Origin of the sequence: Actinophytocola sp., from assembly GCF_036402745.1 — a bacterium.
Classification (GTDB): domain Bacteria; phylum Actinomycetota; class Actinomycetes; order Mycobacteriales; family Pseudonocardiaceae; genus Actinophytocola.
In genome coordinates this window covers 23,770-36,658 of the sequence record NZ_DASWSJ010000267.1, presented here as the reverse complement: position 1 = coordinate 36,658, position 12,889 = coordinate 23,770, and the positions used below count along the sequence as shown (strand labels likewise).

Here is a 12,889-nt window from a genome sequence, read left to right as displayed (position 1 = left end):
GCCCGCAAGATCAACCCGCTGCTCACCCGGGCGGGGTAAGCAGGAGGTTGACCATGGACATTTGGTTCTTCCGATCGGCAAGATGCACCTCACCGTGAGTACCTCAGCGAACACCCCTGGTCTCGTCGTCCTGGCCGTTGACGACGAGAAGGACGGGATGGACCTACTGCTGGAACGGCTGGACGCGAACCGCTTCGTGCGGCGGGTCATCCCGGCGTTCGACGCGACCGAGGCGCTGCGCCAGCTGGCCGGCGACGACCCGGAGCTGTCCGCGCGCCGGAACTCGGGCCGCCCGATCGTCGACGCGGTCTTCTCCGACCTCAAGATGCCCGGCCTCACCGGCATGGAGATGGCGAAGGTGCTGGCCGGCTTCAAGCCGTCCCCGGTGCTGGTGTTCATCACCGGCCACGGCGAGGGCAACGACGCGGTCGAGGCGTTCGAGCTCGGCGCGGTCGACTTCATCCCCAAGCCGTGCGACCAGACCCGGATGGACCGCGCGGTGCATCGGGTGATCTCGAAGCTGCGCGGCGACGGCCTGGCCAGCGAGGCCACCGCGGCGGCCGGTCCGGAGCCCACCGACGACGAGGTCATTCCGGTCGAGCTGGCCGGCAACACCAAGCTGATCCCGCGCTCGTCGGTCCGCTGGGTGGAGGCGCAGGGCGACTACGCGCGCCTGTTCACCTCGGAGGGCTCGCACTTGGTGCGCATCCCGCTGGCCCAGCTCGAGGAGCGGTGGGAGAAGGCCGGCTTCGTCCGCATCCACCGGTCCTACCTCGTGCCGATCAACCTCATCACCGAGTTGCAGCTGGGCGGCAACGGCTACCACGTGGTGATCGGCGAGGAGGAGCGCAAGCTCCCGGTCAGCCGCCGCCACACCCGCGAGCTCAAGGACCGGATCACGAGACGCGGCGGCGCATGAGCGAGCTTGCGAGCGAATCATTGATACCGGGCGAGCTTGCGAGCGAATCATTGATACAGGGCGAGCTTGCGAGCGAATTAATGACGCAGGGCGAGCTTGCGAGCGAGTCGATGTCACCGAGCGAGCTTGCGAGCGAACTAATGTCGCGGGGCGAGCGCGAGCGGCGACACCGAGCCCTCGAGGGGCTGTCGTGAGCCGCCACTCCGCCGGTCCGGGTCCCGAGCGCAGGGTGTACCTGGACCCGCCGACCAAGCCGCGCCGCAAGCGGGTGGTGCTCGCCGACTCCCGCGCGCCGGTCACCGTCCTGCGCACGGTCGTCGAGCTGGAGGAGCAGACCAGCTACGGCGAGGAGCTGGTCAGCCAGTACATCCGCACCCAGTTCCGCACCGCGATCCGGTTCTGGGGCATCACGGTCCTCACGCTCGCGGTCATCCCGGCGACGTTCTTCCTTCTCCCCCCGCTCTCGGAGGTCAACTTCGCCGGTGTGCGGCTGCCGTGGCTCGTCATCGGCGTGCTGCCGTTCCCGTTGTTGTTCGGTGCCGGGTACTGGTACAACCTGGTGGTCGAGCGACAGGAGAAGGACTTCGTCGCGATGGTGGAGAAGTAGCCGGCTCTCGTTAGGACCCGAGGCACTCGGTGGACGCAAAGATTTGGGCGCTGGCCGGGATCTCGCTCGTCACGGTGGCGACGTTCTACATCGGCTTCCGGTCCTCCCGGATGGCCAGCACCACCCAGGACTTCCTGGTGGCGCGGCGCACCGTGCGCTCGCGCCGCAACGCCGCCGCGGTCTCCGGTGAGTACCTGTCCGCCGCGTCCTTCCTCGGCGTCGCGGGCCTCGTGCTCAAGGACGGCGCCGACGCCCTCTGGTACCCGGTCGGTTTCACCGCGGGCTACCTCGCGCTGATGCTGTTCGTCGCCGCGCCCCTGCGCCGCTCCGGTGCCTACACGCTGCCGGACTTCTGCGAGGCCCGACTCGGCTCGCGGGCGCTGCGCGGGCTCGCCGCCGCGTTCGTCGTGTTCATCGGGATCCTCTACGTCGTCCCGCAGCTGCAGGCCGCCGGGCTCTCGATTTCCAACATCCTGCCGGTGCCCAACTGGGTCGGCGCGTTGCTGGTCACGTGCGTGGTGATCGTCAACGTGTTCGGCGGCGGGATGCGCGCGATCACCGTCGTGCAGGCGTTCCAGTATTGGCTGAAGCTCTTCGCGATCGCCGCGCCGACGTTCGTCATGTGTGTGCTGTTCATCGGCAACGGCGGCCCGCGCGGCAGCGACGTCACCGGGCTCACCGAGCACCTGCCGCCCACGTTCACCACGGCCACCACGATCGACGTGCAGACCCCGGTGAAGCTGCAGGTCGAGGAGACCGTGTGGCTCAGTGCCCGCGGTTCGGTCAACGGCACCCCGGCGATGGGCACGGTGTACTGGTCGCCCGGCGTGTACGAGGTCGACGCCGGCACCGAGCTGCACTTCTCCAAGGGCTCGACGGTGCCCGTGGTGGCCGGCGCGCCGACCGACAACTCGAGCTGGCTGCGCCCGGCCGCCGACTCCGACGGCCTGTTCTCCACGTACTCGCTGATGCTGGCGCTGTTCCTCGGCACGATGGGCCTGCCGCACGTCCTGGTCCGCTTCTACACCAACCCGGACGGCAAGGCGGCCCGCCGCACGACCCTGCACGTGCTCCTGTTGCTGTCGCTGTTCTACCTGTTCCCGATCCTCATCGGCGCGATGTCCCGGCTGTACGTGCCGGAGCTGCTGGTCACCGGCAAGACCGACGCCGCGGTGCTCATGCTGCCGACGAAGATCGCGCCCGGGGTGCTCGGCCAGATCCTCGGCGCGATCACGACCGCGGGCGCGTTCGCGGCGTTCCTGTCGACGTCCTCGGGGCTCGTGGTGAGCGTGTCCGGGGTGCTCTCGACCGACGTGCTGCGCGGGCGGGTGCGGGACTTCCGGTTCGCCACGGGCATCGCCGGCGGCGCGCCGCTCGCGCTCGCGATCGTGCTGCGGCCGTCGGACATCTCGCTGTCCGTGGGCATGTCGTTCGCGCTCGCGGCGTCGACGTTCTGCCCGGTGCTGCTGCTGGGGGTGTGGTGGAAGCGGCTCACCTGGGTCGGCGCGGCGGCGGGCATGGTCGTGGGCGGCGGGCTCGTGATCTCGTCGCTGGTGATCAACACGGTCAGCGGGTTCACCGGGGGCTGGGCGCCCAGCGTGGCCGGCCAGCCGGCGCTGGTCACGGTGCCGATCGCGTTCCTGACCGTGATCCTGGTGAGCAAGGCGACGCAGAACAAGGTGCCGGCCGACGTCGCACAGATCCGGCTGCGGATGCACGCGCCGGACGGTCTCGGGTTCATCCGCGACCGGGCGATCGCGCGGTTCGGCACCGCGGAGGAACGTGCCCGGCTGGCCGACGGCCGGCACCGGAAATGACGGTCGGGGATCGGGCATTCCGGCCATTACCATTTACCCGAGCCCCGGTCGCCGATGATGGGAGCGCTGATGGCGGTGTCCGCCGACCGAGCGCCTGAGCCGGCGCCGGTCCGGTCCCGGATCGGCCTGCGACCGTGGGCCCGCACCGATCCGGTGGCCGTGCTGAGCATGGCGCGGCACATCGCCGGGGAGCTCAAGGACGGTCTCGGCGGGCCTGGTGTCCGGGCCGCGGCCCGCGGGGTGCGCCGGCTGCTGGACGTCGGCCGGGTGGGCTTGGCGGACCTGTCCGGGCGGCCGGTGTGGGCGCCCACGCCGCCGCCGGACGAGCGGCCTGCGGCCGAGCTGGTCGAGGAGGTCCTGCACACCGAGGGCAAGAGCGGGCGGCCGCCGCTGCTGGCGTTGCCGCTGCACGTCCACCACGAGCTGGCCGGGGTGCTGCTGGTCGAGGGCGCGGTGCGGCGGTCGGCGGCGCGGGAGGCGGCGGGCTGGATCGTCGAGGCGCTGGAGCGTGGCCGGCTGGAGGCGTCGGCCGAGCAGGCCGCGCAGGCGGAGCTGCGGGCGCTGCGGGCGGAGATCTCGCCGCACTTTGTTTACAACGCGCTGACCGTGATCGCCGCGCTGGTGAGCTCCGAGCCGGACCGGTCGCGCGAGCTGATGATCGACTTCGCCGACTACATCCGGTACAGCCTGGCCCGGCACGGCGAGTACACCACCGTCGCCGACGAGTTCCACGCGATCGAGACCTACCTCGCGCTGCAGCGGGCGGTGCTGGGCGAGCGGCTGCAGGTGCAGGTCCGGGTGGCGCCGGAGGTGCTGGCGGTGGCGCTGCCGTACCTGGTGCTGCAGCCGCTGGTGGAGAACGCGGTGCGGCACGGTATCGAGCCGCGCGCCGCAGCGGGGCACGTCATGGTGCGCGGCGAGGCCGAGGGCAACGACTGCGTGATCAGCGTCGAGGACGACGGGCTCGGCATGGACCCGTCGATCGCCGAGGAGATCCTGGCCGGGCGCGGCGGCACGGACAGCGTCGGTCTGGCCAATGTGGACAGACGGCTGCGCAACGTCTACGGCCCGTGGTTCGGCCTGGTCGTGGAGACGGCGCCGGGCGAGGGAACGCGCGTGGTCGTGCGGATCCCGCGGTTCCAGCCGGGGGTGATGCCCGGATGAGCGAGCTTGCGAGCGAACGGCTGACACAAGGCGACCGCGAGCGGCAGCACCGAGCCTGCGAGGTGAGGTCGTGACGGGGCTGTCGGTCCTCGCGGTGGACGACGTGCCGCCGGCGTTGGACGAGCTGTGCCGGCTGCTGCGGGAGTCGCCGGACGTCGCGGAGGTGGCCGGGGCGGGCGACCCGCTCTCGGCGCTGCGGATGATCCAGAGCGGCCGGTTCGACGCGGTGTTCCTGGACATCTCGATGCCCGGCCTGGACGGCTTGGAGCTGGCCTCGCTGCTGGCGAAGCTGTCCGACCCGCCGGCCATCGTGTTCGTCACCGCCTACGAGCAGCACGCGGTGGCGGCGTTCGGCATCGGCGCGCTGGACTACCTGCTCAAGCCCGTCCGCACGGAGCGCCTGGCCGACGCGCTGGCCCGGATCAACCGCGTGGTCCCGGGCGCGCGGCAGGCTCCCGAGCAGACGTCGCCGCTGCCGGACGCGATGGCCGCGCTGCCGGTCGAGAGCGCCGGCCGCACCCGGTACGTGCGCCGCGGCGAGGTGCTGTTCGTCGAGGCGCACGGCGACTACGTCCGGCTGCACGCGACGTCGGGCGTGCACGTGGTGCGGATGCCGATCTCGCGGCTGGAGGAGTACTGGGAGCCGGCCGGTTTCATCCGGGTGCACCGGGGCTTCCTGGTGGCGCTGGACGCGGTGCGCGAGCTGCGCAGCGACTCGATGGGCGGGCTGCTCGCGCACACGGATCTCGGCGACGTGCCGGTGAGCCGCCGGCACGCCCGCGACCTGCGTGAGCGCCTGCTGTCGGCGGCCCGGAGCGGCCGGCTTGACCGCTCCGAGCGGCGGGTCTGATGCCAGGCCACAAGCGGGTTGCGGTGATGAGCCCGCAGACCCGCCTGGCGCATTCCCGCCGGAGGCTGCGTGGCCGCTGGCGGGTGCCGAAGCTGGACCCGGCGGGCGCCGAGCGGGCGGCCGAGCTGTACCGGGCGCAACGCCGGCTCGCGGTCGCGCCGCTCGTCCTGCTGTTCGTGGGGATCCTGGGCCTGCCGCTCGTCTTCGCGCTGTTCCCGGGCCTGGACTCGGTGCGGCTGCTGGGCATCCCGGTCTCGTGGCTGGCACTGGCCGTGCTCCCGTACCCCGCGCTGTCGCTGCTGGCCGGCTGGCAGCTCAAGCGGGCCGAGCACGCCGAGGACGAGACGCCGTGACCACGAGCGGAGCGGGCCTCGGGTGATCATCGCGTTCGCGGTGGCGCCCGTCGTCCTCGTCACCCTCCTCATCGGACTTCGCGGCGTCGCGGCCATGCGGACCACGTCGGACTTCCTCGTCGCGTCCCGCCGGGTCTCACCGCTGCTCAACTCCGCCGCCGTCTCCGGGGAGTACCTCTCCGCCGCCTCCTTCCTCGGCGTCGCCGGGCTCGTGGTGAAGGACGGCATCGGCTCGCTCTGGTATCCCGTCGGGTTCACGGCCGGCTACATCGCCATGCTCGTCCTCGTCGCCGCGCCCATGCGCCGCTCCGGCGCCCTCACCGTCCCCGACTTCGCCGAGGCCCGGCTCGCCTCGCCGGCGCTGCGCCGGGTCACGGCGGTCGTCATCCTCGTCATCGGCGGGCTCTACCTCGTGCCGCAGTTCCGCACGGCGGGCCTCGTCCTGTCCGCGGTGAGCAACAGCCCGTACTGGGTCGGCGTCGTCGTCGCGGGCGCGGGCGTCGCGATCACGCTGGCGCTGGGCGGCATGCGGGCCGCCACCTACGTCCAGGCGTTCCAGTTCGTCCTCAAGCTCGTGCTGTTCATCGTCCCGGCCGTCTGGCTGCTGATCCAGGTCGGCCCGCAGGTCCGCGACGAGGCCGTGCACCCGGTCGAGTTCACCCGGTTCGACCACGACACCCGGGTGGTGTTCCGGGTCGGCACGACGCTCACGATCCCCGAGCCCACCACCGTCCACATAGGAGCCGCCGAGCGGACGGTGGACGGCTCGTGGGACGTTCCCCAGGGCAGCACCGTCGTCTTCCCCAAGGGCGCGCACGTCCCCGAGGTCACCGGCGAGGCCCGGCCCGGAGGCACCGGCTGGGAGCGCCCGCTGCTCGACCTGCAGGGCGCCGGCCACCCGCTGCTCGGCACCTGGGCGCTCGTCGTCGCGCTCGCGCTGGGCACCATGGGGCTGCCGCACGTGATCATGCGCTTCCACACCAGCCCGGACGGCCGCGCCGCCCGCCGCACGGCCGCGCTCACCGTCGGCCTGCTCAGCGTCTTCTACCTCTTTCCGGGCATCTACGGCGTCCTCGGCCGCGTCCTCGTCCCGCAGCTCTACCTCTCCGGGGCCACCGACATCGCCGTCGTCGCGCTGCCCGCCCAGGTCGACGCCGGCTGGCCGGGCAGCACGTTCACCGCGCTGCTCACCGCCGGCGCGTTCGCCGCCTTCCTCGCCACCTCGCTGGGCCTGGTCCTCGTCGTCTCCGGGGCGATCTCCTACGACCTGCTCCCCGGCGGCCTCGGTCAGCTGAGGTTCACCGTGGTCGCCGCGTCGGCGGCCGTCGTCCTCCTTGCCCTGCAGGCGATCCGGCTCGACGCGGGGGTGCTCGTCACCTGGGGCTTCACCGTCGCCGCGTCCACGTTCTGCCCGCTGCTCGTGCTCGGCATCTGGTGGTCGCGGCTCACCGTCGCGGGCGCGATGACGGGTGTGCTCGTCGGGCTTTTCGCCTCCTCCGGTGCGATCGCCGGCACCCTGCTCGGCCTCCCGGTCACCGGCTGGCTCGCGATCCTGGTCGCCCAGCCCGCGCCGTGGTCGGTCCCGCTCGCGTTCACGACGATGATCGCCGTCTCGCTGCGTGGCCGGCCGCCGTCATGGGCCCGCACCGCGATGTTGCGGCTGCACCTGAACGAGGACCGCCTCGAGACCCCGGCCGACCGCCTGCGGGCCCTCCGCGAAGCCACCCGAACGAGCGAAACTAGAACGTGACGTAGGCCACTCGACGCGTCAGGTGTGCCGTTGGTCAACCGTTCGTCGCAGCTCGGCGCGGTTTACCGGCTGACGATTTTGCCCAGACTGGCATCTTCCTAGGGTCATTAGAACGAATTTCACTTCTTCTTGGGCCCCCCAGGAGGCACCGTGAGTAGCACCGAACAGGACCCACCACCGACGCCGGGTCCCGATTGGGTGAAGATCGAGCAGAGCGCCGAGTTCACCGAGCTGCGGCGCCGGTTCCGCGGCTTCGTGTTCCCGATGACCGTGGCGTTCCTCGCCTGGTACCTGCTGTACGTGCTGCTGTCCGACTACGCGCACGGCTTCATGGACACCAAGGTCCTCGGCAACATCAACATCGGCCTCATCTTCGGCCTGCTGCAGTTCGTGTCCACCTTCGTGATCACCAGCCTGTACGTCCGGCACGCCAACCGGAAGCTCGACCCGCTGGCGGACAAGATCCGTACCGACGTCGAGGGCGGCGCCGTCACCGGCACGGACACCGACGTCGAGGGAGGCGTGCGATGAGCCTGAACCTGGCGGCGGGCGTCGAGGGCAGCAACCCCGCGCTCAACATCAGCATCTTCGCCGTGTTCGTCGTGATCACCCTGGTGATCGTGTTCCGCGCGAGCCGCTCCAACAAGACGGCGGTCGACTACTACGCCGCGGGCCACTCGTTCACCGGTGCGCAGAACGGCATCGCGATCTCCGGTGACTACCTGTCGGCGGCGTCGTTCCTGGGCATCGCCGGCGCCATCGCGGTCAACGGCTACGACGGGTTCCTCTACTCGATCGGCTTCCTGGTGGCGTGGCTGATCGCGCTGCTACTGGTGGCCGAGCTCCTGCGCAACACCGGCAAGTACACGATGGGCGACATGCTGAGCTTCCGGATGCGCCAGCGTCCGGTCCGCGCGGCGGCGGCGACGTCCACGCTCGTCGTGTCGTTCTTCTACCTGCTGGCCCAGATGGCCGGCGCGGGTGGCCTGGTGGCGCTGCTGCTGGGTATCGAGAACAAGGCCGGCCAGGCGCTGGTGATCGCGGTCGTCGGCGTCATCATGATCGTCTACGTGATCATCGGCGGCATGCGCGGCACCACCTGGGTGCAGATCATCAAGGCCACGCTGCTGATCATCGGCGCGGGCGCGATGACGGTATGGGTGCTCGGCAAGTACGGCTTCAACCTCTCGAGCCTGCTCGGCGACGCGGTCGCCCGGGTCGGCGAGGGCGGCGAGAAGCTGCTGAACCCCGGCGCGCAGTACGGCCTCACCGGCACCACCAAGATCGACTTCGTGTCCCTGGCGCTGGCGCTCGTGCTCGGCACCGCGGGCCTGCCGCACATCCTCATGCGGTTCTACACGGTGCCCACGGCCAAGGAGGCGCGGAAGTCGGTCGTCTGGGCGATCTGGCTGATCGGCATCTTCTACCTGTTCACCCTGGTGCTCGGCTACGGCGCGGGCGCGCTGGTGGGCGCGGAGACGATCACCAAGGCACCCGGCGCGACGAACTCGGCGGCACCCCTGCTCGCCTACGCCCTGGGCGGCACGGTGCTCCTGGGCATCATCGCGGCGGTGGCGTTCGCGACGATCCTCGCCGTGGTCGCCGGCCTGACGATCACCGCGTCGGCGTCGTTCGCGCACGACATCTATGCCAACGTCATCAAGAAGGGCGCCGTCGACGACAAGGCGCAGGAGGTCCGGGTCGCCCGCATCACCGCCCTGGTGATCGGCGCGGTGGCCATCCTGGGCGGCATCGTCGCGAACGGGCAGAACATCGCGTTCCTCGTGGCGCTGGCGTTCGCGGTGGCGGCCTCGGCGAACCTGCCGACGATCCTCTACTCGCTGTTCTGGAAGCGGTTCAACACCGCGGGTGCGCTGTGGAGCATCTACGGCGGTCTGTTCGTCTGCCTGGTGCTGATCATCTTCTCGCCGGCGGTGTCCGGGAAGCCCGTGAACCCGACGACCGGCAAGAGCCCGTCGATGCTGCAGAACGTGGACTTCCACTGGTTCCCCCTGGACAACCCCGGGCTCGTGTCGATCCCGGTCGCGTTCCTGCTGGGCTACCTCGGGACGGTCCTCTCCAAGGAGCGCAACGAGGCGAAGTATGCGGAGATGGAGGTGCGCGCACTGACCGGGGCGCACGCCGAGAAGGCGGTGGTCCACTAACGACCCCGCCGGAGTGTGGCCCCCGATCCCGAACAGGGGACCGGGGGCCGCACTCGTCCCAGCCCTCGTCCCAGCTGTGGCAGCCCCGCGCGACGGGTGCCGGAAACCAGCGCCGGCCTCGGCATCTCGCCCCGCCTCGCTCGAATGTCGTCCGCCTCGAACCGGGCACCCGAGTGATGCGCCACAAGATCAACGATGTTCGCCGGCCACCCAGCGTCCCGCAGGTAGCGAGCGCCGTCGAGCGGTGGAATCCTGAGCGATCAACCTCGGGTGCGTAGCCGATATCGTGCAGCCAGGCAGCGGCGATCAACGTGTCGCGATCACCTGCGGCGACCGTCGACGACAGCTCCCCAGCGCGCCGCGCTACCGCCTGAACATGCAGCCATCTGCCCGCGCGTGCGCGGGTACGAGTCGCGTTCGAGCACGTGAGGTTCGGTAGGGACTCAGCGGGGCGCCAGGGTGTTCTGCCGGGCCGCTATGCGCCAGCGGTCGTTGTCCTTCACCAGGACGTACAAGGCCACCATCGTGTGGTCGAGGTCGATCAGGTCGCCGGTCGAGGTCGTCGCCCGGGCCTCCTTGTACGCGAGGGCCACGTCCGGGCGCAGGAACCTGACGTCGGTCACGTCGTAGCGGGCGTACTGGTCGCGCAGGAAACCCGCCAGGCCCTCGCGGTTCGCGGCCAGCAGGGCGTCCCAGCCGGTGACCCGCTCGCCCATCGCCGTCACCGCCGTGGCGTCCTTGGCGAAGTGCTCGGTCATCAGGTCGGCGTCGTTGGTGTTGAACGCTGCCTGTACGTCGGCGATGATCCGGCGGATCGCGGCCTCGTCCTGGTCGGTGCTCACCCGGCCAGCGTCCTACCTCGAGTTAGGTCGAGGTCAACGGCCGAACGAGAACCGGCGGACCAGCGGCAGCCACTCCCGGTAGGCGGTCAGCGAGTCGGGCATCCCGCCGATCCTCGACAGGGTGCGGCAGAGCGCCTCGACGTCGTCGTCCTCGCGGTAGCGGTCCAGCAGGCCGTGCCACGACGCCAGCCCCGAGCCCGCCGCGTCGATGCGGGCGAACAAGCCGTGCGCCGCCGCGGGGTCGCCCGCGTGGACGGCCAGCAGCGCCAGCGCCGCCCGCGAGCCGTCGCCCTCGACGAACTCGTCGAGATCGTCGCCGGACAGCCGGGCCCGCAGCAGCCGGTAGAGGTTGATCAGCCGCTTCGCCGCGCGGGGCGAGGACACGAGCGGGGCCAGCCGGTCGAGGAACGCCAGCTCCCCGGCGGAGATGTCGAGCTGCTTGGGCCGCAGGGTGGCCGCGATCATCGCCGGGCCGAGCTCCGTGGTGTCCGCCGTCGGGTCGATGGGCGGGGTCACGCCGGTGGCCCGCGGCGGCCCGGAACCGGCCAGCTCGCGCACCAGGTCCGCGAACCCGTCCTCGTCCATGCCGGACAGCTGGAACGGGATCTGGAAGATCTTCTCGACGTAGTCCGCCGGCGTCAGCACGTCGTCGGGCAGCATGTCGGCGTAGTGCTGCCGGATCGCCTGCAGCAGCCACCGCGAGTCCGCCGCGACCACGACGACGAACACCGGCAGCGCCACGAGCAGGTGGATCGCCTCGAGCATCTTGACGACGACATCGGGCGGGCACCGGTCGAGATCGTCGATGTAGAGCACGATCCGCTCGAGCCCGCCGTCGGCCTCGCGCTCCCTGTCGAGGATCGCCGCGAACGTCTCCAGGTCCCGCCGCAGCAACGACACCACGCCGAGGTGCTGGCGGTAGTCGTCCTGGCGGGACTGGGCGAACGCCGTCGCGTCGTGGCCCGGCGCGAGCTCCGCGACCGCCCGCTCCAGCCGCGCGGTCTCCGCGTCCAGCTCGGCGAGCCGCTGCCCGGTGGCCGCCTGCGCGGTCTGCGCGGCCCGGTTGATCCGCGTCGTGGCCTCCCGCACCTTCGTGATCACGGGTGTCGCGGCCACGATCGCCGACACGACGGCGGTGACCACCGGCCACGCCGGGCTCTGCACCACGAACGCGAGGACCCCGGCCAGGATCAGCCCGGCGCCGAGGGTCACCCACGCGAACGGGCTGCTCTTGAACAGCGAGCCGGCCTGCTTGGTCGCGGCCTTGACGCCGCCGACCTCCTCGGCGAAGCGCCGCACGTCGGCGATCGTCGCGGCGGGTACGCCGAGCTCCTTGGCCACCCACGCGTAGTCGTCCCCAGTGAGGTCGACCGCGACCGGCTGTCGCTGGTGCTGGGCGGCGATCATCATCCGTTCGAGCCGGACGGCACTCAGCTGGGTGAGCAGGGACTGCTCGTTCCTGCGCAACTCGCCCAGCTGGTCGGCTCTTCGTCTCAGGTCGTCCTCGGAGCCACCGGCCGCGAGGTTGTCGAAGATGTGCGCGGCGAGGCTCGCCCACAGGTTGGCCTCGACGTAGTGCCAGGCGTTGAACGTGATCTGCCGGACCGACGAGCAGTACGACGAGACCGCCCGCCCCCGCTGCCGGGCCGCGATCTCCTCGGCGGCGGCCGCGTCGGCGAGCACCCGGACCCGCTCGCGCAGCTGCCGCATGAAGAAGCTCTTGCCCGACCCCCAGTTCCCGAACAGCCCGATCGACAGCGGCGGCTTGATCAGCCGCGACGCCACGAGGTCGGCCAGCATGTCGACGTCGGGCGAGGTGGCGAGCTGGTCGGTGCCGGCGTCGGTGTCGGCCTGGTAGCCCGGCGCGTGCCGCTGGCCGTCGAGCCGGATCACGTGGTGCGGCAGGTCCGCCAGGTCGATGAGCAGCTCCCGGACGGTCCCGGCGTCGCCGCAGCTGACCACCGTGTTCGGCAGCCGCTGGAAGAGCTGGTCGAGCGGGCTCATCCGCTTCGCGCGGGTCAGCAGCTCCTGGGTCTCCGCGGGATCCAGCAGGAACACCGCGTCGTGGTCGTGCCCGGCGAGGTCGTCGGTGGAGATGGGCGCCTCGCCGGTGAACAGGGCGCAGTCCGGGCGGATCCGGCCCAGCGATTCGCGGATGGCGAGCTCGGCCTCGGTCGCCGTGTCGTGGACCACCACCACGAACCCCGGCGAGCCGAGCGCCTTGTCGAGCGGCGCGTTGTGGTCGACCTCGGGCCCCAGTGTGAGAGTCACGCGCACACCTTCTCGCACCGTGCAACCGCAGGGAAGACTTCGGCGTAGATGGGCGGAGGTGGTTGCGGGTGGGGAAGGCACTGGCCGCGCCGGGCAAGTGAGCCGGCGGGCTCACGGGCGCCTGACGGGGGAGCGTGGCAGCATCTTCGGT

At 71.2% G+C, this 12,889-nt stretch carries 11 protein-coding genes; 9 read left to right on the top strand and 2 right to left on the bottom strand.

Features of this window, described 5'->3' with window-relative positions:
• Positions 1-82: 82 nt before the first annotated feature.
• The 9 genes from VGD70_RS25265 to VGD70_RS25225 all read left to right on the top strand — a co-directional run bounded on the left by VGD70_RS25265 (position 83) and on the right by VGD70_RS25225 (position 9,625).
• On the top strand, positions 83-919 hold the full coding sequence (locus tag VGD70_RS25265; protein WP_331085546.1) for a response regulator transcription factor: 837 nt from the start codon (positions 83-85) through the stop codon (positions 917-919).
• Between the two features lie 190 nt (positions 920-1,109).
• Positions 1,110-1,526 carry a hypothetical protein gene (locus VGD70_RS25260; protein WP_331085499.1) on the top strand — a complete coding sequence of 139 codons (417 nt, stop codon included), beginning with the start codon at positions 1,110-1,112 and terminating at the stop codon, positions 1,524-1,526.
• Between the two features lie 29 nt (positions 1,527-1,555).
• Positions 1,556-3,343, top strand: a complete 1,788-nt coding sequence (locus tag VGD70_RS25255; protein ID WP_331085497.1) for a cation acetate symporter — start codon at positions 1,556-1,558, stop codon at positions 3,341-3,343.
• 69 nt (positions 3,344-3,412) lie between these two features.
• Positions 3,413-4,507 carry a sensor histidine kinase gene (locus VGD70_RS25250; RefSeq protein ID WP_414638050.1) on the top strand — a complete coding sequence of 365 codons (1,095 nt, stop codon included), beginning with the start codon at positions 3,413-3,415 and terminating at the stop codon, positions 4,505-4,507.
• Positions 4,508-4,577: 70 nt separating this feature from the next.
• Positions 4,578-5,357: a LytTR family DNA-binding domain-containing protein gene (locus VGD70_RS25245; RefSeq protein ID WP_331085496.1), complete on the top strand. Its 780-nt coding sequence runs from the start codon at positions 4,578-4,580 to the stop codon at positions 5,355-5,357.
• 26 nt (positions 5,358-5,383) lie between these two features.
• Positions 5,384-5,710 carry a hypothetical protein gene (locus tag VGD70_RS25240; RefSeq protein ID WP_414638049.1) on the top strand — a complete coding sequence of 109 codons (327 nt, stop codon included), beginning with the start codon at positions 5,384-5,386 and terminating at the stop codon, positions 5,708-5,710.
• A gap of 22 nt (positions 5,711-5,732) precedes the next feature.
• Positions 5,733-7,460: a cation acetate symporter gene (locus VGD70_RS25235; RefSeq protein WP_331085492.1), complete on the top strand. Its 1,728-nt coding sequence runs from the start codon at positions 5,733-5,735 to the stop codon at positions 7,458-7,460.
• Between the two features lie 150 nt (positions 7,461-7,610).
• Positions 7,611-7,991 carry a DUF485 domain-containing protein gene (locus VGD70_RS25230; protein WP_331085490.1) on the top strand — a complete coding sequence of 127 codons (381 nt, stop codon included), beginning with the start codon at positions 7,611-7,613 and terminating at the stop codon, positions 7,989-7,991.
• The gene (locus VGD70_RS25225; protein ID WP_331085488.1) at positions 7,988-9,625 is read left to right on the top strand and encodes a cation acetate symporter; all 1,638 of its coding nucleotides are present in this window, start codon (positions 7,988-7,990) and stop codon (positions 9,623-9,625) included. Before VGD70_RS25230 ends, VGD70_RS25225 begins: the two co-directional genes overlap by 4 nt.
• A 443-nt stretch (positions 9,626-10,068) precedes the next feature.
• Here VGD70_RS25225 and VGD70_RS25220 read toward each other — a convergent pair whose 3' ends face one another.
• Together VGD70_RS25220 and VGD70_RS25215 are read right to left on the bottom strand one after the other, a co-directional pair.
• The gene (locus VGD70_RS25220) at positions 10,069-10,467 is read right to left on the bottom strand and encodes an SgcJ/EcaC family oxidoreductase (RefSeq protein ID WP_331085486.1); all 399 of its coding nucleotides are present in this window, start codon (positions 10,465-10,467) and stop codon (positions 10,069-10,071) included.
• A gap of 33 nt (positions 10,468-10,500) precedes the next feature.
• A complete protein-coding gene (locus tag VGD70_RS25215; RefSeq protein ID WP_331085484.1) occupies positions 10,501-12,738 on the bottom strand; it encodes a P-loop NTPase fold protein in 2,238 nt (745 codons plus the stop codon).
• Between the last annotated feature and the right edge of the window lie 151 nt (positions 12,739-12,889).